General features: G+C 53.2%; 15 protein-coding genes. 8 read left to right on the top strand and 7 right to left on the bottom strand.

The genetic code is table 11. The annotated features are described in order from the left end of the window. Nucleotides 1-70: 70 nt before the first annotated feature. The 6 genes from HY272_01645 to HY272_01620 all read right to left on the bottom strand — a co-directional run bounded on the left by HY272_01645 (nt 71) and on the right by HY272_01620 (nt 7,618). Complete coding sequence (locus HY272_01645) at nt 71-1,342, bottom strand: BamA/TamA family outer membrane protein (protein ID MBI3771399.1); 1,272 nt, start codon at nt 1,340-1,342, stop codon at nt 71-73. Nucleotides 1,343-1,513: 171 nt separating this feature from the next. Beyond that, nucleotides 1,514-3,082, bottom strand: coding sequence for a phosphoethanolamine--lipid A transferase (locus tag HY272_01640; GenBank protein ID MBI3771398.1), 1,569 nt, complete (start codon nt 3,080-3,082; stop codon nt 1,514-1,516). Between the two features lie 356 nt (nt 3,083-3,438). Further along, the gene (locus tag HY272_01635; protein MBI3771397.1) at nt 3,439-4,644 is read right to left on the bottom strand and encodes an ABC transporter permease; all 1,206 of its coding nucleotides are present in this window, start codon (nt 4,642-4,644) and stop codon (nt 3,439-3,441) included. Next, on the bottom strand, nt 4,644-5,351 hold the full coding sequence (locus tag HY272_01630) for an ABC transporter ATP-binding protein (GenBank protein MBI3771396.1): 708 nt from the start codon (nt 5,349-5,351) through the stop codon (nt 4,644-4,646). Before HY272_01630 ends, HY272_01635 begins: the two co-directional genes overlap by 1 nt. Beyond that, the gene (locus HY272_01625) at nt 5,348-6,604 is read right to left on the bottom strand and encodes an efflux RND transporter periplasmic adaptor subunit (GenBank protein ID MBI3771395.1); all 1,257 of its coding nucleotides are present in this window, start codon (nt 6,602-6,604) and stop codon (nt 5,348-5,350) included. The genes HY272_01630 and HY272_01625 overlap by 4 nt, the downstream gene beginning before the upstream one ends. A 144-nt stretch (nt 6,605-6,748) precedes the next feature. After that, nucleotides 6,749-7,618 (bottom strand): LysR family transcriptional regulator, encoded by an 870-nt coding sequence (locus HY272_01620; GenBank protein MBI3771394.1) that lies wholly within the window; start codon nt 7,616-7,618, stop codon nt 6,749-6,751. Nucleotides 7,619-7,881: 263 nt separating this feature from the next. Between HY272_01620 and leuC the strand changes: the two genes are divergently transcribed. The 8 genes from leuC to HY272_01580 all read left to right on the top strand — a co-directional run bounded on the left by leuC (nt 7,882) and on the right by HY272_01580 (nt 17,453). Beyond that, nucleotides 7,882-9,300, top strand: coding sequence for a 3-isopropylmalate dehydratase large subunit (gene leuC, locus HY272_01615; protein ID MBI3771393.1), 1,419 nt, complete (start codon nt 7,882-7,884; stop codon nt 9,298-9,300). A 133-nt stretch (nt 9,301-9,433) separates the two neighbouring features. Then, complete coding sequence (gene leuD / locus HY272_01610) at nt 9,434-10,072, top strand: 3-isopropylmalate dehydratase small subunit (GenBank protein ID MBI3771392.1); 639 nt, start codon at nt 9,434-9,436, stop codon at nt 10,070-10,072. Between the two features lie 45 nt (nt 10,073-10,117). After that, the gene (locus HY272_01605; protein MBI3771391.1) at nt 10,118-10,498 is read left to right on the top strand and encodes a GxxExxY protein; all 381 of its coding nucleotides are present in this window, start codon (nt 10,118-10,120) and stop codon (nt 10,496-10,498) included. 47 nt (nt 10,499-10,545) lie between these two features. Then, the gene (gene leuB, locus HY272_01600) at nt 10,546-11,622 is read left to right on the top strand and encodes a 3-isopropylmalate dehydrogenase (GenBank protein MBI3771390.1); all 1,077 of its coding nucleotides are present in this window, start codon (nt 10,546-10,548) and stop codon (nt 11,620-11,622) included. Nucleotides 11,623-11,715: 93 nt separating this feature from the next. Further along, nucleotides 11,716-12,828, top strand: coding sequence for an aspartate-semialdehyde dehydrogenase (gene asd, locus HY272_01595; protein ID MBI3771389.1), 1,113 nt, complete (start codon nt 11,716-11,718; stop codon nt 12,826-12,828). A gap of 10 nt (nt 12,829-12,838) precedes the next feature. Then, on the top strand, nt 12,839-13,855 hold the full coding sequence (locus HY272_01590) for an aspartate-semialdehyde dehydrogenase (protein ID MBI3771388.1): 1,017 nt from the start codon (nt 12,839-12,841) through the stop codon (nt 13,853-13,855). Between the two features lie 186 nt (nt 13,856-14,041). After that, complete coding sequence (locus tag HY272_01585; GenBank protein ID MBI3771387.1) at nt 14,042-16,663, top strand: FimV family protein; 2,622 nt, start codon at nt 14,042-14,044, stop codon at nt 16,661-16,663. Between the two features lie 82 nt (nt 16,664-16,745). Then, nucleotides 16,746-17,453, top strand: a complete 708-nt coding sequence (locus tag HY272_01580; protein MBI3771386.1) for a hypothetical protein — start codon at nt 16,746-16,748, stop codon at nt 17,451-17,453. Between the two features lie 74 nt (nt 17,454-17,527). Here HY272_01580 and glgB read toward each other — a convergent pair whose 3' ends face one another. Then, nucleotides 17,528-19,720, bottom strand: a complete 2,193-nt coding sequence (glgB, locus tag HY272_01575) for a 1,4-alpha-glucan branching protein GlgB (GenBank protein ID MBI3771385.1) — start codon at nt 19,718-19,720, stop codon at nt 17,528-17,530. Between the last annotated feature and the right edge of the window lie 45 nt (nt 19,721-19,765).

Raw genomic sequence — 19,765 nt, 5'->3', positions numbered from 1 at the left:
GGTCTGGGAATCTGCACAGAATACCAGAAATGGCTTTATTGATGAATGCCTGGCGCAGACCTGGGTGTTGCTACCCCGGATTGTCCACCGAGAACATGCTCCACGGATAGGTGATGAAGAGCTGACTCTGCATGCCCTCTTCACCATTGGCGAGGTCGAGGCGGATGATGACGCCGGAGAGGATCACCCGAAAACCGATGCCATAACTGCTGCGGCTATCCTTGAGCAGTTCATTGCTGTGATCGGTCACCATGCCGCGTTCCCAAAAAGCGGCTAGCTGCATGCCGGTGCGAATCCCCTTGGCGATGAAGATGTCGAACGGCGTCCGTTCATCGGTTAGATTCCAGCGATACTCCGTGCCATAAAACAACACCTGTGAGGCATAGAAGCGGTAGTTGTCGAAGGCACGCAGCCGCTGTGTGCCACCCAACGGTGAGGCGGTGCCATAACGGTTCTGGGCGATGAGGCTGTTGATACGTTTCTTTTCGGTAGTGAGACATTTATCTCGTTCACCGCCGACCGGGTATTGTGAGCAATTCAGACCAGAGGTCTGTTGGAGTGTGGCGTAATCGGTCTCGCCCTTGCGAGTGACATGGGTCCGCGAGTGGAAGAGGTTAAAGGCCAGCGTATCCCAACGCCGCATCGGTATGTAGTAAGAGAGGTTGTAATCGGTCACCCAATAATGGCTCTCATCGGCGGCAGCATCGCGCGGTAGCTTGGCGGCAAATTCGAAGCGCACTCCATTGCGTGGATCAAGCCGGTCATCGGTGAGATCAACAGAACCGCCCAGCGCATAATCGGTATTCTGCTTCCATTGTGTATCCACCCCTGCAAAGGCCTTGCCGTCCTTGTCGAGAATCTCATGCAGGCGGTTGCGGCCCCTCAGGGCGCGGGCGAAGAGCTCATAACGGCGTTCATCCAGCGTATAGGTCAGTTGTCCGAGGATGTAACTCCCCTCGATCTTGGGGCGGATCACATCGTCCGGATCGGAGTTGATACCCCGGTCATAGGAAGTAGGCGCCACCAGATAATCGTTGTATCCGACATCGAAGATTAGCCGTTGTGGCAGGAGGTGGTAATCCAGCAAAGCGGCGCCTTTGGCTTCAAAATCTCCCTGGATGTAATAGCCAGTAAAGTCGGCATCGTTACCCGCGATGTTCAGCACACTAGCTCCGCCACCTGCGGCGCTGCCCAGGCCGGGAATTTCACCAACGATGGGATAGACGTAATAACCGAAGTCTTTGCCGAATTGATCTTTGCGCCGCTCGATTGCGGCATCGCATAGCGCAGATGTCAGCAGCAGAATGGCGGAGATATATATCGAAATGGGAGAGACACGCATCGTGAAGCCCCTGAGTTTCCCCTCGCCGGGGCATATTTGCTGTGAACGGTTGTCTGCTTAATTCTAGACCATACGGTTAGGAGCGCGTGAAGTATTCTTGTGTTGCGGGGGAGATTTAATGGGATGGAATAGGGTAACTTCCTGAAATTCAGCTAAGGCGCTGACACCACGTCAGGAATGTTTCCTGCAAGCGTGCGAAATATCCTGATCCGCCTTGTAGACGCTGGTTTTGACATCCAGCAATCCCAGAACAGAATGAAACAGATTGTCGTGCGAATATTCGCGGGCGCTGTTTTGTCTGAGGCAGGTTTCATCGATGCCATAGGCTTGTTTGTAACCGTCTGACAGCCAGAGCATCATGGGGACATGTTTCTGATCTTCGGGAGCGATCATGTAAGGGAGCCCATGCAGATAAATGCCGTTTTCTCCCAATGATTCCCCGTGATCGGAGACATAGAGCATTGCTGAATTGAATGTCTTGGCATTGTTTTTCAGCAGCTTGATGGTATGGGCCAGAAAATAATCGGTGTACAGAATCGTATTGTCATAGGCGTTGACAATGGTCTGTTGCTCACAGGATTGGACCTGATCTTGCTGGCATTCGGGCGTGAACTCGGTGAAGGAGGGTGGATGCCGCTTCGAATAGGCGGGGCCGTGTGATCCCTTTTGATGCAGGACAATAACAACATCGCCTTGTGCCTTATCCAGATAGTCCTGGAGCTTGTTCAGCAAGATTTCGTCATAACATTCATCTGGGCGACAGAGCTCAGGTATTTTCAGAGACGACACATCCTCTTGTGCCACGCGGTCACAGACGCCCTTGCAGCCGGAATTATTGTCGCGCCATAAAACATCGATGTTGGCATGTTTTAGAACGTCAAGCAGGTTTTCCTGTTCGGATGCTGCTTGAATACTGTAATCGCTCCGGCCAAGCAGAGAGAACATGCAGGGTACGGATTCGGCGGTGGAGGTGCCACACGATGAAACATTATTGAAGAAAATGACATTCTGTTCGCGGGTGTAGCGATTTGTATCGCGCGCGTAGCCGCCAAGGGAGAAATGCCGTGCCCTGGCGGTTTCACCGACGACAAAGATGAATACGGATTTTTTACCTCTTTTCTGCCATGTGCTGGCCTGGCGTGCCTCGGTTCCGATCGGCGTGAGCCTGACAGGCGCGTCATGAGCCGATGTCGTTTGAGTGAACCTTGCCAGGGAATAGAGTGGATAGCTGGGATTCATGTAGTAGCGCAGTTCGTGGTGTTCGCGCCCGATGATCGAGAGATCTTTGTAAAATGCAATTGCTAGCAAACTAACGATGGCGAGGCTGGCGGTGATGTAACCGCCTTGCCACAAGAGATGCTTGGTGAATGGTTTGTATTTGAGTTTGGTGAAGACAACGATTGTTGCGGGCAGCAGTCCAAAGAAAACCAGATACGCCAACATTTTCCAGGAGAGTAGTTCGGTAGCTTCTCGTGAATCGGTATCAGCAACGTTCTGAATCATCCGGTCATCAATGATGACGTTATAGGTGTCCAGGAAATAACCTGTGAGCGAGGAGCTGATGAGCATCAAGATCAAAATGGGCTTGGTGAGATGTTTGATGGCAAACAGGGAAAGCAACAGATACAAGCTGGAAAAGAGGATGACGACCACTACCAGGTAGAGCAAGGCGCTGGGTATCGATGCAGTACCGATGATGCTGGATAGCGAGGAATAGAAGCGCTGGTTGTCAGAGATCAATATGAAAATCGCACATAGAAACACTATCTTAAATACATTGTGCTCCGTATTTTTCCAAGCGATGATTTTGGCACCAATTTTTTGTTTAAAAGCCAACCACATATATTCGTATTGAAACTCGGTTTAATTTAAGCCTAAAGCAACTAATAAGCTGCTTTTTTGTACAGCAAGTAGAATAACCATTGGACAGGTAATTATATCCAATTGGATTCAGGTTTTATTACCTTAATTTTTGTATTTTACTTCTCGGGGACGATTTAGGGTGGGGCGCCTGCCGTTGTTTGGGCAGTTTGGGGGTAAAGATTACCATGGAAGAGCCACTGACTCCATATATTGTGTTCCTTCTGCATAGTGAATTACTCGTGCCTTAATGCGTCGATGGGGTTTAGCTGTGCCGCCTTGCGAGCCGGGAAGTAGCCGAATACTACGCCGACGGCGGCCGAGAACAGGAAGGCCTCCAAGATGATGCCACCATCGGGCATGAAAGGTACCTGCAGCGCGCCAGCGATGAGGTAGGAGGCGAAGACTGCCAGCACGATGCCAACGATGCCGCCCACGGATGACAGCACGACGGCTTCCACCAGGAATTGGCGCTGGACTTCACGCTCCAACGCGCCGATGGCGAGGCGGATACCGATCTCGCGGGTACGCTCGGTGACGGAGACGAGCATGATGTTCATGATGCCGATGCCGCCGACAATCAGACTTACGGCAGCCACGGCGCCAAGCAGGGCGGTCATGATCTGGGTGGTGCCGGTCATGGTTTTGGCGATCTCTTTCATGTCGATGACGCTAAAGTCGTCTTCTTGGCCGCTGCTGATGTGGCGGCGTTCGCGCAAAACGCGCTCAATGTCGTCGCTAACTGAGTCAGTCGATGCGCCTGCGCGGGCGGAAACAAACATTGAGTTGACGTCCTGATTACCTGCTATGCGGCGCCAGAAGCTGCGCAAGGGAATGAGGACGATATCGTCTTGATCTTGCCCCATGGCGGATTGGCCTTTGGTGGCAAGCACGCCGACGACTTGGCAGGAAATACTTCCCAGGCGAATGCTGGTACCGATCGGATCCTGCTGACCGAACAGTTGCTGGCGCAGGCTTTCGCCGAGCAGGCATGCTGCTGCCCCGGCGCGCAGCTCACCGCTGGTGAAATTGCGTCCCGCCGCCAGATTCCAATTGCGCACGGTGAGGTATTGGGCATCGATGCCCGTGACGTTGGTGGACCAGTTGGCGTTGCCATAGACCGCCATGACCGATTGGGCCGATGAGGCCGAGACCCCCGCAATCGACGGGATGTCACGCCCCAGCGCTTCCGCATCTGCCAGATCAAAGGGCTTGGCCGATTCGCGCGCGCCAGGGCGGTGGCGCTGGCCTGGACGCACTATGAGTAAGTTACTGCCCAGGCTTTCGATCTGAGCCGTGACCTTGGCGGTGGTGCCGTTACCAATCGTCACCATGGTGATCACCGCCGCCACACCGATGACGATGCCAAGCATGGTTAACGCCGAGCGCATCAGGTTGCGGCGGATTTCGCGCAGTGCTAGCGATAACGCACTCCACCACATCAGCGTGTTCCTCCATTGAATTCATCACGTTGGATCGTGTCGTCGAGAAACTGCACGACACGTTTGGCAAAGGCGGCGATGTCTGCTTCGTGGGTGACCATGATGATGGTGATATTCCGTTCGCGATTGAGATTACTGAGTAGCTGCATGATCTCGTGGCCACGCTGGGTATCGAGATTGCCGGTGGGTTCGTCAGCTAGCACCAGGGCAGGTTCGGTGATTAACGCGCGGGCGATGGCAACACGCTGTTGCTGGCCGCCAGAGAGTTCGGCTGGCGTGTGATTTTCACGGCCTTCGAGTCCGACAGCGGCCAATGCCGCACGGGCGCGGGCGTGACGCTCGCGGGTGGGAATGCGGCGATAAATCAGCGGCAGTTCGACATTCTCCAGCGCCGTAGTGCGGGCGAGCAGATTAAATCCCTGAAACACAAATCCAATGTAGTGACGACGCAGCAATGCCCGCTGATTGCGCGATAGTTGTTCCACGGGTTCGCCATGAAACAGATATTGCCCGTTGCTGGGTATATCGAGACAACCGAGGATATTCATGCAAGTGGATTTTCCCGAACCGCTCGGTCCCATCATGGCGACGAATTCGCCTTCGCGGATCGTCAGATCAACATCGTGCAAGGCATTGACACTTGCTGCGCCGCGGCCGTAGGTCTTGCTCAAGCTGCGCAGGGCAATCAGTGGCCGATCATTGTTCATCGCGCGGGTCCAGTCGCCACATCCACCAACAAGGCAGTGCCGGGCTGCAGCTCGCCAGTTGTAACTTGTGTCATGCGTCCGTCACTGGCGCCAGTTTTGACATCGACTGGCGTGGGCACATTGTTTTGCAGCAGCCATACCTGTTTCTGCTTGTTTTTGCCTTGGGCTTGTTCATTGCGATCGCGCCGGCCCCAACGCGGAAAAAGCTGGTCGAGCAGGCTGCGTTGTTCTTTGGCCTGAGTCACAGGCGGAGTGAAACGCAGTGCTGCATTGGGTACCAGCAGGGCATCATGAATCTGTTCGACCATGACTTGGGCGGTGGCCGTCATGCCTGGGCGCAGGGCGAGATCTTTGTTGTCGAGCGCCAGCACCGTCTCATAACTCACTACGCCCCCCGTGGTTTGGGGTGCCAGGCGTACTTGGATAATCTTGGCCGGAAAACTCCGGTCGCCGTAGGCATCCACGGTAAAGGTCGCAATCTGGCCAACGTGTATTTGGCCGATATCGGCTTCATCAACCGAGACATGCAGCTCCATCTGGCTCAGGCTTTCCGCGAGTGTGAAGAGCACAGGGGCTTGCAACGAGGCGGCCACAGTCTGGCCGGGTTCGATATTTCGTTTAAGCACAATGCCGTCAATCGGTGAGCGAATGGCGGCTTTAGTGAGTCGGGTCTGTTCGGCATCGAGTGTGGCCTTGGCTTGCGATACCTGTGCCTTCGCGCTGGACTGGTCGGCCACGGCACGGTCACGGGCGGCGCGGGTGGCTTCCATATCCTGGGATGGGCACAGCCCCTGTTGTGCCAGTGTCTCACAACGTTTCAGTTTCAATTCGGTTTCCTGAACCGTTGCATTGGCTTGCAAGACGCGCGCTTCGGCAACGTCCAACGCAGCACGGACTTGTGTGACGCGCGCCTGTTGTTCGTCGGTGTTGATACGCGCCAGTACCTGGCCACGTTTGACGCGATCATTGAAGTCGACAGCAATCGATTCGATGGTGCCGGAGATCTCGCTGCCGACATCGACCTGATTCAGTGGCGCCAGGGTGCCAGTGGCAGTAACCGTGACTGTGAGGTCTCCACGTTGCACCTCGGCAGTGATGAACTGTTGCGGCGCCTTGGTGTTGCCTTTGAAGAAAAACACGGCAATCAGCCCGATGATAACGAGCGCGATTACAGTGATGATCAACCCGCGGCGACGCGGAGCCTGCTGGGCCAGCAGTTGCTGAAGGTTGGTAGCCGGTTGCTTGTTGCTCATGCGCGAGTGGCTCCTGTCGGAATGTGTGTCAGATATCGGCTGATTTTAGAGGTTACCGACTGACCTATAAAAGCAGGGAATTTCAAAATTGGACAATCCATGAACATTTTCGTTTGTACATCAGCATAAGTGAAATAAAACAGCTTAGGTAGAGGTCGCACACGCCTCGATCAACGCGCGCGCCGCATTGGAGAGCGTGCGCTGCGGGTGACGTACCACGCCTAAAGTACGTTTTACCGCGAATTCTTTGTTGCGTCGCACGTGCAGGCTGCGGTCGAGCATGGTCTCAGGCAAGAAACTCCAGCCCAGACCGATCGACACCATCATCTTGATCGTTTCCAGGTAATTGGTTTCCAGGACGACGTGCAGGTTTCTGGCCTGAGCCCCAAGTTTTTGCTCGATCAGTTCGCGAGTGAAGGTGCCATGAGCGGGGAGAATCGCCGGGTGCTGGCACAGTTGGGCGAGTGTAATCTGTTTTTTTCGGCTCAAGGGATGGTCGGTAGCGGTGACCAGGTGCAGAGTATCCTCCCACAACGGCAATAATTCCAGCGTGCTATGGCGTGGATCGGGCAGAGTGACAATGGCCAGTTCCAGTTCACCGTGTTCCACCGCGCGGCAGGCGGCTTCGGAGTCCATGAAGCGTAAATCAAGCTGTACGTCGGGGTGGGCGCGAGTATAACTGCGTAACACCGGAGGTAGTCGGTGGAGGCCGATATGGTGGCTGGTGGCGAGGCTGAGGCGGCCGCCGATCTCGCCGCCAAGGTTGGCGATCGCGCGGCGGCTGTCTTCTATAGCGTTGAGGATCAGGCTGGCGTGTAGTTGCAGGGCGCGGCCGGCCTCGGTGAGTTCGATGCGATGACCGATGCGGTCGAAGAAACGGGCGTTGAGCTCCTGTTCCAGTGCCGCGATGCGCTTGCTCACCGCGGGTTGCGTGAGAAATAGTGATTCGGAGGCGCGGGTGAATGAGCCCTGTTCGGCGACGGTGAGAAAGGCCTGGAGTTCTTCGATATTCATATATCTATTTTAACTATTCCTAAAAGTTATGCAATTAATAAAAAACATGAATTAGTATTATGATTTGTATGGAGGTACTATAGGGATCGTGATGGAACCTAGGGAACCTCTGATTAATTTGATCAAGCAGATGGATGCAAGGCGCAAATGGGCGAAAAAGCGGAGTTTACACGCAGTAAATGAGCATTTTGAGCCCATTTGCAACGCCGCAGACGCTGCTTCAGCGGATTAATCAGAGGTTCCCTAAGAATATGGAGTGATCCGTGGCAAGCAAGACCTTGTACGACAAATTGTGGGATGCCCACGTGGTGCGTCAGAACGATGATGGCAGTTGCTTGATCTATATTGACCGGCAGCTGGTGCATGAAGTGACCTCGCCGCAGGCGTTCGATGGCTTGCGCATGGCGGGCCGCAAGCCGTGGCGGGTGAGTGCCAATCTGGCAACGCCGGACCACAACGTGCCGACCATCGGCCGTGATCAAGGCATCGCGGGCATAACTGATCCGATTTCTAAATTGCAGGTCGAGACGCTGGACGACAACTGCAATTACTTCGGCATCACCGAATTCAAGATGAATGATCTGCGGCAGGGCATTGTTCATGTCGTTGGTCCGGAGCAGGGTGCAACGTTGCCAGGTATGACGGTGGTGTGTGGTGATTCGCATACGTCGACGCATGGCGCACTCGGCGCCTTGGCGCACGGGATTGGAACGTCTGAAGTTGAGCACGTGATGGCAACGCAGTGTTTGATTCAGAAAAAATCGAAGAACATGCTGGTGCGAGTGAACGGCAAGGTCGGTTCAGGAGTAACCGCTAAGGATATCGTGCTCGCGATCATCGGTAAAATCGGCACGGCCGGTGGCACTGGTTACGCAATTGAGTTCGCCGGCGAGGCGATCATGGATCTTTCCATCGAAGGCCGGATGACGGTTTGTAATATGGCGATCGAAGCCGGTGCCCGTGCCGGGATGGTGGCTGTCGATGACAAGACCATTGAGTATGTGAAAGGTCGCCCCTATGCGCCGAAAAGTGAGCAGTGGGCGCAAGCGGTGGCAGCATGGCGTGATTTGCACAGTGATGCGGATGCCAAGTTCGACGTCGTAGTTGAATTGAATGCCGCGCAGATTAAGCCACAAGTCACTTGGGGTACGTCACCGGAGATGGTCGTGGCCATCGACGGTAAGGTGCCCGATCCGGCGGCGGAAAAAGATGCAGTGAAGCGTACCGGCATGGAAAAGGCATTGGCCTACATGGGATTGGCGGCGAATACACCCATCAATGAAATCAAGGTTGATATAGTCTTCATAGGTTCCTGTACCAATTCGCGGATCGAAGATTTACGTGCCGCCGCAGCGGTTGCCAAAGGACGCAAGGTGGCGGCCAATGTGAAGCAGGTGCTCGTGGTGCCCGGATCCGGTCTGGTGAAACAACAGGCCGAAAAAGAAGGGCTGGATAAGATTTTCATCGACGCTGGTTTTGAGTGGCGTGAGCCGGGTTGCTCGATGTGTCTGGCAATGAATGCGGATCGCTTGGAACCGGGTGAGCGTTGCGCCTCGACATCGAATCGTAATTTTGAAGGTCGCCAGGGACAGGGCGGACGCACGCATCTGGTGAGTCCAGCCATGGCGGCAGCGGCTGCAATTGCAGGTCATTTTATCGATGTGCGGGAACTGAAAATCTAAGATCTAACGCGGAGGCGCAAAGAATTTATAACTGGGTTTCTCTGCGTCTTTGCGTCTCGGCAACCGCTCCATGCGTTGCCCTACCTCGCGCATCCATGCGCTCGTCCGTGTTGGGTTTTGAAAGGCGAATGATATGAATAAATTTATAACACTTAACAGTTTGGTAGTACCGCTGGATCGGCCGAATGTCGATACCGATGCCATTATTCCGAAGCAATTTTTGAAATCGATCAAACGTGTTGGTTTCGGTCCTAATTTATTCGATGAATGGCGTTATCTCGATCATGGCGAGCCGGGAAGGGATAATAGCAAGCGGCCCTTGAATCCTGAGTTCGTGCTCAATCAATCACGTTATCAGGGTGCGAGGATTTTGCTGGCGCGCGATAACTTTGGTTGCGGTTCATCGCGTGAGCATGCGCCGTGGGCGCTGGAAGACTACGGTTTCCGGAGTATCATTGCCCCGAGTTTTGCCGATATTTTTTACAATAATTGTTTCAAGAACGGCATTTTGCCGATTGTGCTCTCTGCGACGGTGGTAGATGAATTGTTTAAAGAAACGGTAAAGACCGAAGGTTACCGTCTGGAAATCGATCTGCCTAATCAAAAGGTGGTTACCCCGTCCGGCGAATCATTTGCCTTTGAAGTAGATGCCTTCCGCAAACATTGCTTGTTAAATGGTCTGGATGATATCGGCTTGACTCTGCAGCATGTGGATGACATCAAGGCCTATGAAGCAAAGCGTAAGGTTGTCGCGCCCTGGTTGTTTACTTAAGAGCGATTAACCGCAAAGGACGCAAAGGAACGCCAAGGAAAATAAATGAATGCAGAAAAGATTGGGAAAATTATTCTTGATTGTGCATTTAAGGTTCATTCGGCATTGGGGCCTGGGTTGTTAGAAAGCGCCTATGAAGCATGTTTGGCTTATGAGCTTGCTAAGCAAGTGGATGTGAAACGCCAGGTTGGTTTGCCTGTGCATTATGATGGATTGAAACTTGATGTGGGATATCGGATCGATTTGCTGGTTGCGGATGCCGTTGTAATGGAGCTGAAAGCGGTAGATAAGATTACTGATATCCATTTGGCTCAGCTTCTGAGTTATCTCAAGCTGGGAGATTATCGTTTGGGTTTTTTGCTTAACTTTAATGTAAAACATATGAAGGATGGCTTGAAGCGGGTTGTGAATCAGCTGCAATCTTAGCGTTCCTTTGCGTCCTTCGCGGTTTATGATGATTTTTGAGAGAAAATATGACCAAAAAGATAGCTGTACTACCCGGTGACGGCATCGGCCCGGAGATTGTCGCCGAGGCAGTGAAGGTGTTGAAATGCCTGAGTGCTGATTACGGTTTGAAGATCGAGCTGGAAGAGGCGCCCATTGGCGGCGCGGGTTACGATGCCGCTGCTGATCCCTTGCCAGAGCAAACATTGAAGCTGGCCAAGCAGGCAGACGCGGTGTTGCTCGGTGCCGTCGGTGGCCCGAAATACGATACCTTGCCTCGCGACAAACGGCCGGAGCGTGGTTTGTTGCGCATCCGCAAGGAACTGAATCTGTTTGCCAATCTGCGACCGGCATTTTTGTATCCTGAGTTGGCAGATGCCTCGACACTGAAGCCGGAAGTGGTGGCTGGACTCGACATCATGATTGTTCGTGAACTGACGGGGGATATTTATTTCGGTCAGCCGCGTGGCATTGAAGTGCGCAATGGTGAGCGCGTTGGATTTAATACCATGCTTTATTCGGAATCTGAGGTGCGGCGTGTCGCCCATGTCGCCTTCAAGAGTGCGATGAAGCGTAACAAGAAGCTGTGTTCGGTCGAAAAGGCCAATGTCTTGGAGTGCAGCGAGTTGTGGAAAGAAGTTGTGATCGACGTTGCCAAGGAATATCCACAGATTGAGTTGTCGCACATGTATGTCGACAACGCGGCGATGCAGTTGATACGCAATCCGAAGCAGTTTGACGTGATTGTGACCGGTAATATCTTCGGTGACATTCTGTCGGATGAGGCTTCTATGCTGACGGGTTCCATCGGCATGTTGCCGTCTGCTTCCTTGGACCAGAATAATAAGGGTATGTATGAGCCAATCCACGGCTCGGCGCCGGACATTGCCGGTAAAAATATTGCCAATCCACTGGCCACGATTCTGTCGGTAGAGATGATGTTGCGCTATTCTTTGAATGAGCTTGCATTGGCGGATTGGATCCGGAACGCGGTTAAGCAGGTGTTAGGGCAGGGATATCGAACCGGGGATATTTATACCGAGGGCACCAGGAAGATAGGTACCTGCGGCATGGGTGACGCTGTGGTGGCGGCGTTACGGGTTTAAAGGCTGTTTACCGCGAAGGCCGCAACGTAACGCAAAGTAGAAACAATTTTTTACTTTGCGGCTTTTGCGGTTCTAATCTTTGAGGAATAAAAAATGAAAAGAGTAGGGCTAATCGGTTGGCGTGGGATGGTCGGTTCGGTACTGATGCAGCGGATGCGTGAAGAGCGGGATTTCGATCATATCGATCCCGTATTCTTCACCACTTCACAGATCGGCGGCAAGGGGCCGGATATTGGTAAGGACGTGCCGCCGCTCAAAGATGCTGGTAGCATCGACGATCTCAAGGCGATGGATGTGATCATCACCTGCCAGGGCGGCGATTACACCAAGGATATTTATCCGCAATTGCGCGGCGCAGGTTGGAAAGGTTATTGGATCGATGCCGCTTCTGCCTTACGCATGAAAGATGATGCCATCATCGTTCTCGATCCGGTTAACAAGCATGTGATCAAAGATGGCTTGAAGAAAGGCATCAAGACCTATGTCGGCGGTAACTGCACCGTATCACTGATGCTGATGGCGATTGGTGGCTTGTTCGACAAAGGTTTGATCGAGTGGATCAGCCCAATGACCTATCAGGCGGCTTCCGGTGCCGGTGCGCGTAATATGCGCGAATTGATTCAGCAAATGGGCGCGGTGAATGGTGAAGTTAAGGCGCTGGTGGATAACCCGGCGTCGGCGATACTTGAAATTGACAAGAAGGTTGCTGATTTCCTGCGTTCCGATCGTTATCCGCTTGAGGCCTGGCCGGTGCCGCTGGCGGGGTCTTTGATTCCATGGATTGACGTGCAACTCGAAAGTGGCCAGAGCAAGGAAGAGTGGAAGGCGCAGGTCGAATGTAACAAGATTCTGGGCCGTAGCGACAAGCAAATTCCAATTGATGGTTTGTGCGTGCGTATCGGCGCCATGCGTTGTCACAGTCAGGCGCTGACGATCAAGATGACGAAGGATGTTTCGCTGGATGAGATTCATGGCATCATCGCTGCACATAATGATTGGGTGAAAGTAGTACCCAATGATCGCGCGATCACCATGCGTGAGTTGACGCCGGCGGCGGTTACCGGGACCCTGACGGTGCCCGTAGGTCGCATGCGCAAGCTGAATATGGGGCCGCAGTATTTGTCTGCATTTACCGTGGGTGACCAGTTGTTGTGGGGGGCGGCCGAGCCGCTACGCCGCATGTTGCGTATCTTGTTGGAACATTAAGGAGTTGGCGGTGAATCAGGGTGTGAATGTTGCCGTCGTCGGCGCGACGGGTACGGTCGGCGAGACTTTGCTTGAAATTCTCGAGGCGCGAGCCTTTCCTGTGGCTAATCTGTATCCGCTTGAAGAAATGGATGCGGCCGGTGGCCGGGTGCAGTTCGGTGGCAAGAATCTGCGGGTGGAAGATGTCGCCAAGTTTGATTTTTCTCAAACTCAGATCGCATTTTTTTGCGCCAGTGCACGTGTGTCGCGCGAATTTTCCCCCAAGGCTGCTGCTGCCAATTGTGTGGTGATTGACCGAACGCCGGAATTCCGTCTGGAAGAGGATGTGCCGCTGATCGTGCCGGAGGTCAATGCAGCAGCACTTGCCAATTTCCGCGACAACAACATTATTGCTATGCCAAGTTGCATGGTGATACAACTGGCGATGGTGCTTAAACCTTTGCATGATGCAGCCGGCGTCGAACGTGTCAATGTGGTGACTTTTCAAGCAGTGTCGGGTGCCGGTCAGTCGGGGGTGGGGGAATTGGCAAAGCAAACGGCTAATTTGCTCAATGCCCAACCTATTAAACCGAAACTCTTTCCCAAGCAGATTGCCTTCAATGTGATTCCTCAGGTCGGTGATTTTGAGTCGAATGGTTACAGTGAAGAGGAAATGAAGATCGTCACCGAAACCCGCAAGCTTTTTGGTGATGCGATACAGGCGATTAACCCGACAACCGTGCGTGTGCCAGTATTTTTTGGCCATAGTGCCGCCGTGCATATCGAAACTAAAACCAAGCTTACCGCTGAGGCCGCGCGCGCCTTATTGAAACGGGCTCCGGGGTTGATGGTGTGTGACGATGGTCATTATCCGACCCCTGTGAGTGATGCAGTAGGTAAGGATAAGGTCTGTGTTGGACGAATTCGGGAAGATTTGTCACATTCCAAGGGTTTAGATTTGTGGATTACGGTCGATAACGTTCGCAAAGGAGCGGCTTTGAACGGTATTCAGATCGCGGAAATTCTGTTAAAAGAATATCTGAACTGAGTCGCAGGACGGGAAGGCCGGCCTTCCTGAGGATGGAAAAAGGATATTTTCCATTCGGACCACAGGGATTCAATAGCGATTTATGAAACTCACAACACAGCCGTTATATAGATCAACGGTCACTAATGTGTGATGCATAAACGAGACGGAAAATTGTATAAGGGATTGAAAATACGGAAGTTGGCCGTGGCTCTTGGAGCCTGCCTGTGGGTGCCGGCCGGAGCTTATGCCTTGGGAATGGGCGACATCTCGGTTCAGTCTGCTCTCAATGAGCCCTTAAAGGCAGAAATCAAACTACTGGCAACCACTCCTGCCGAGCTGGAAGGGTTGACGGTGCAATTGGCGACCAATGCCGCTTTTGAAAAGCTCGGTGTGGAGCGTACTCCGGCCTTGGCCAATATTGTGTTTGAGGTCATCAAACAGGGGCGTGGCGCCCCCTACGTCAAACTCAGTTCCAATCGCGCGATACGTGAACCCTTTCTTGATTTTGTCGTCACCGTCAACTGGGCCAATGGCCAGATGTTGCGCGAGTATACCCTGCTGTTGGATCCACCTGTCTTTGATGCTGAAGAAAAGGCGATGCCGGTTGAGGCGCCGACGACAGGCTCGGCAAAAATTGAGCGTGAACAGCCCGTTGTCGTTGCGCCGCGTGCGCAGCCGGTAGCACCGTCTGCAGCAGTAGGTAGTTATGGGCCAACGCAACGTACGGATACCTTGTGGACGATTGCCAAACGGATGCGATCGAATGATTCCGTGGGCATCGCACAAATGATGGTGGCACTGGTGAAAGAAAATCCAGAAGCCTTCATGGGGGGCAATGTAAACGGGCTGAAGGCCGGCTACATATTGCGTGCCCCGGAGATGGATGTGATTGGCGCGCTTTCCAAAGATGAGGCGGTCGCCGAGACCAATCGCCAATATCAGCAGTGGTTGGCGAGTGGCCATCGTGGTTCGAATGTCATGGCGGGTGTCAGACAGGAAGTTGCGGGACAACAAGCTGCCACAGCAGCCGAGTCGACGCCAGCAACATCGAGCGCGGTAGCGCCTAATTCAGCGGCTACACCTTCTGCGAATGCGCGGCTGAAGTTGGTGACGCCGGATGAAACTCAGACGGCGAATGGATTGGGTGGTACCGGTAAGAGTGGCAAGGGGGGATCCTTGCAGAAAGAGCTGGCCATCGCCCAGGAAACCGCCGAGGCAATGCGCCAGGAGAATACCGATTTGCACAATCGTGTTGCGGAGCTGGAAAAGCAAATCCAGGCCATGCAACGGCTGATTACGCTTAAGGACGATACTTTTTCGGCGCTGCAAAGCGGCGTGACGCAAGGCACAACGCCGCAGGTAGGCGCAGCAACACCGGAAACAGTGGGACCGGAAGTGGCGCAACCGTCACCAGCAGCTCCCACGCCAAAGCCGAAGCCGGTTTCTCAGCCTGAACCCGAGCAAAGTTTTGTTGATCAGTTGTTGGCTGATCCAAAGCTTTTAGGTTTGGCGGTGGGCATACCTTTATTGTTGGTGTTGGGTGTGGTTGCGTATCTGCGTAAACGCCGGCAAGGTGCTGTTGATGAACCGATCCCTGGCGGTGTTTCGTTTGAATCGCTTGTGGCAGCTAAATCGCAGACCAGGTCGTCAGCGGCGCCCGCTGCGGCGGCAACGGTATCGAGTACTCCTGGCAATGAATTTGAATCCGCTGTGGCTGGGGTGCCGGAATATTCAACTTCCGATATCGGTTCCATCCATACTGAAGAAGCCGATATCGATCCCGTCGCCGAAGCAGATGTCTATCTTGCCTATCGCCGTTATGAGCAGGCCGAGGTATTGTTGAAAGAGGCGATACGTAATCATCCAGACCGGAGTGAACTCCGGTTGAAATTGATGGAGATTTATCACACCACCAAGAATAAGGAAGCTTTTGAAGCCCAGGCAGAATCTCTGTATGCCATGGCAGGCGGGCAGGGTAATCAAGTGTGGTCGCAAGCGATTGAGATGGGGCGTGAGTTATGTCCGGAACATCCATTATTTGCCGAAGCGGGTGCTGCGGTAGCGGCAGTCGATGCTGAGCCGGGCGCTACTTCTGGCGCTGATAACAACCTCGAGTTTGATGTATCAGCGGCATCTGCAACATTGAGCGATGCTGATCTTGCTGCGAGCCTGGATGTGGGGGATATGAATGCCCTGGATACCAAGGCTGGCGATGCATTGAATCTGAATCTTGACCTGCCAGGTGAGATAAATTTTGACCTGGGGACTGAACCAACGGTTGCCAAAAATACGGATTTGGATTCGTCGCTGGAACAACGTGCCGATGATTTGTTGTCTTCGCTTGTCAGTGATGAGACTGTTGCTGCCGAGTCTGTAGTGGGTTTGGGTGAATCCAGTGAATGGACGCTGGAGGCAGCGGTTTCCGAATTTGGCGGACTCGATCTCAAATCAGAGATGCCGCCGGAAGAACATGTCGCCGTGACGCCTGTTGATGCGGAACATGTGGAAGTCAATAAAAACTGGGGATTGGAAGAAACGGCGGCGGAGATGGGCGATGTAACCGTGGTTGCTGAACAAACTTCAGTGGCCAATCAGGAGTGGAATCTGGATGAAGCGGTTTCTCAATTTGGCCCCATCGAAGAAGAGCTGGAATCAACGGTGTTCGACAGTTCCGACGATGTCGTGGGAACGAAATTGGATTTGGCCAAGGCCTACATCGACATGGGTGACCAGGCGGGGGCGCGCACGATTCTCGATGAGGTTGTTGTCGAGGGGAGTGAAATGCAACGCCAAGAGGCCCAGCACTTAATTCAGCAGATTGGTTGATCTGAATAAACCATAAACCGCGCTTTTTCGCAAAAACACGAATATACGCGTAAGTTCGGATCGTTTTTCAGGAAGATTTTCGATGAGTTGCAAAATAATCGAAGCGGTTCATCCAGTCATCCGTATTGCAGCCTTTTTGATTTTTAGCCTGTCAATTTCGCTGGGTTCAATCAATCAGTTTTATCTCGCCCTCGGTCTTATTTTGATGCTCATTGCCTGTAATGGCGGGCGCACGATGCGTGTTGCATGGCCGATGGTATGGCGATTGCGTTGGTTTTTCCTTTCCATAGTGTTGATTTATTGCTGGCTAACGCCTGGTCAGAGCCTCTGGCAGGGTGCGCCGGAGTGGTTGCCGAGCAGGGAAGGGCTGGCACTTGCTGTGCATCGGATTGCGGTGCTGGTGCTGATCGTGACTGCGGTGAGTTTGTTATTGTTGACGACGCAACGTGAGCCGTTAATCAGTGCGCTTTATTGGTTGGTGTCGCCGTTGCGTTTGTTCGGGGTGAACCCGGAGCGAATGGCAGTGCGTATTGTGATGACCTTGGAGTGTGTGAATGAGGTGCAATCACTCGTGGCAGGGCAGGTGAAGTCTCTGCCCTCGCAATCATCAAAGCTGGCGCAATATGGATCGGCCGCGGCCACGATTTTCAGTCAGGTGGTACGCCGCGGTGATGAAAGCGTGTGTACGACTATTGAATTGGAAATCTCCGCCAGGCCATCAGCGCAACAATGGCTATTGCCATTGGGATTGGTGCTAAGTTTTTACGCGGTGAGTTATATTGCCATTTAACAGTTTGTCAAAAAACCTGATCACAAGGGCAAAAATCAATCGTAGGGGCGATTCATGAATCGCCCCTACATTATTTAACCAATCCGTCGCAGCACAACCCCGGCCAATGGCGGCAGCGTAAACTCTATGGAGTGGGGGCGCCCCATCCATGGAATGGGTTCTGAGACCAGCCCCGCGCCATTGCCCATATTGCTGCCACCATAATAGGCAGAGTCTGTGCAAAGAATTTCCTGATAAACACCTGCCTCGGGTACGCCGATACGATAACGTTCGCGAGGTACTGGTGTGAAGTTCAGTCCGACGATGACGAAGTCATTATGGCTGCTGTGGCGTAAATAAGTGAGTACCGATTGCGCGGCATCATGGCAATCAATCCACTCAAAACCCGCAGCTTCGAAATCGAAATGATGCAGCGCCTTATTTTCGCGATACATGCGATTGAGATCACGCACCAGGGTTCGAATCCCCTGGTGCAGTGGGTAGTCAAGGACATACCAATCCAGGGTATCGGCGCTGTTCCACTCCTGGCCCTGGGCGAATTCGCAGCCCATGAAAAGTAGTTTTTTGCCGGGATGAGTGAACATGTAGAAATACAACAACCGCAAGTTGGCGAACCGTTGCCATTCGTCCCCCGGCATCTTGTTGAGCATGGAACCCTTGCCATGCACCACTTCATCGTGTGAGAACGGCAGGATAAAATTTTCGGTGAAGGCGTAGAGCAAGCTGAAGGTCAACAGGTCATGATGATAATGGCGGTGGATAGGATCCTTGCTGAAATATTGCAAGCTATCGTTCATCCAGCCCATGTTCCATTTGGTGCTAAAGCCTAGTCCGCCGAGATAAACGGGGCGCGACACCATTGGCCAGGCGGTGGATTCCTCGGCCATGATCATGGTGCCGGGGTGGCGTTGATGAGTGGCTTCATTCAATTGGCGCAAGAAGGAAATCGCTTCGAGGTTTTCCCTGCCACCATAGATGTTGGGTACCCATTCGCCTTCGTTGCGGGAGTAGTCGAGATACAGCATCGAGGCGACGGCGTCGACGCGCAGGCCGTCGATGTGGAATTCTTCAAGCCAGTAAAGAGCGCTGGAAAAGAGGAAATTGCGCACCTCATTGCGGCCATAATTGAAGATCAATGTGCCCCAGTCGCGATGTTCGCCCAGGCGTGGGTCTTCATGCTCATACAATGCCGAGCCGTCAAAGCGGGCGAGTCCGAAGGCATCTTTCGGGAAATGGCCTGGCACCCAGTCCAACAGAACGCCGATATTGTGACGATGACAGTAGTCGACGAAATAGCGGAAATCATCGGGCTTACCGAAACGGCTGGTGGGGGCGTAATAGCCTGTCGCTTGATAACCCCAAGAGCCATCAAACGGGTGCTCGGTGATAGGCAATAACTCAATGTGGGTAAAGCCAAGGTCACGCACATGGCCGACAATGCGGTGCGCAAGTTCGCGATAATTTAGAAAGTTACCCGCCTCATCTCGCTGCCAGGAGCCAAGATGGACTTCGTAAATAGACATCGCTTCGTGAAGCCAGCTGTTTTGTTCGCGAAGGTGCAGCCAATTCTGATCTTGCCACTGATATTGGCTGGGATCGGTGATGATTGAGGCGGTGCCTGGGCGCAGTTCGAAATATTGACCATAGGGGTCTGACTTGGTCAGCAGTTCACCGCTATTGCGGTTGCGGATTTCAAATTTGTAATAATCGCCGCTGTGCAATCCGGGAATGAACAATTCCCAGACACCGGTATCGCCGCGCACGCGCATCGGATGGCGGCGGCCATCCCATTCGTTGAAGTCGCCCACGACGCTGATACGTTCGGCATTGGGAGCCCAAGTGGCGAATAACACCCCCTCGATGCCTTCGTGGACGTGGGGGTGTGCACCTAAAATTCGATAGGCATGCCAGTGCTTGCCTTCGCCAAAGAGGTGAAGGTCAAATTCTGAAAGTACGGGTGGAAAACAATAAGGGTCGTACTGAATGTGGGTTTGATTGTGATCGTCTTGCCAGCGTAGCCGGTAAAGATCCTTGATCTTGTCAGTAGGCCCCCGCCATTCGAAAATATCCGTGCCGGGAAGACGTTCCAAGGTGATATTGGTATCGGCAATTCCCACTGTGCGGGCGCGGGGAATAAAAGCTCGGATTAACGATTTACCATCGCTCAACGTGTGGCGCCCCAACACTGCAAAAGGATCGTGATGGCGAGCCTCGATGATACGGCTAATGTCCGACGAAAGTGTAATACCGTCCACAGCGATTCCCATTTTGGAGGCCACAATGGCCGCTATAATTTTAAGAGGAAACCTGAG

The organism is Gammaproteobacteria bacterium (assembly GCA_016200485.1).
In the GTDB taxonomy this organism is placed as follows: domain Bacteria; phylum Pseudomonadota; class Gammaproteobacteria; order Tenderiales; family Tenderiaceae; genus JACQEP01.
Note: the sequence above shows the minus strand (reverse complement) of the source record. Positions and strands in the feature narration are given on the sequence as shown.

Bases quoted from the DNA above. Each gene is read 5' to 3' on its own strand.
- HY272_01630 (MBI3771396.1), bottom strand. From the start codon at position 5,351: ATGAACAATGATCGGCCACTGATTGCCCTGCGCAGCTTGAGCAAGACC.
- glgB (MBI3771385.1), bottom strand. From the start codon at position 19,720: ATGGGAATCGCTGTGGACGGTATTACACTTTCGTCGGACATTAGCCGT.
- HY272_01620 (MBI3771394.1), bottom strand. From the start codon at position 7,618: ATGAATATCGAAGAACTCCAGGCCTTTCTCACCGTCGCCGAACAGGGC.
- HY272_01635 (MBI3771397.1), bottom strand. From the start codon at position 4,644: ATGTGGTGGAGTGCGTTATCGCTAGCACTGCGCGAAATCCGCCGCAAC.
- HY272_01625 (MBI3771395.1), bottom strand. From the start codon at position 6,604: ATGAGCAACAAGCAACCGGCTACCAACCTTCAGCAACTGCTGGCCCAG.
- HY272_01605 (MBI3771391.1), top strand. From the start codon at position 10,118: ATGAATGCAGAAAAGATTGGGAAAATTATTCTTGATTGTGCATTTAAG.
- leuB (MBI3771390.1), top strand. From the start codon at position 10,546: ATGACCAAAAAGATAGCTGTACTACCCGGTGACGGCATCGGCCCGGAG.
- asd (MBI3771389.1), top strand. From the start codon at position 11,716: ATGAAAAGAGTAGGGCTAATCGGTTGGCGTGGGATGGTCGGTTCGGTA.
- leuD (MBI3771392.1), top strand. From the start codon at position 9,434: ATGAATAAATTTATAACACTTAACAGTTTGGTAGTACCGCTGGATCGG.
- HY272_01580 (MBI3771386.1), top strand. From the start codon at position 16,746: ATGAGTTGCAAAATAATCGAAGCGGTTCATCCAGTCATCCGTATTGCA.
- HY272_01645 (MBI3771399.1), bottom strand. From the start codon at position 1,342: ATGCGTGTCTCTCCCATTTCGATATATATCTCCGCCATTCTGCTGCTG.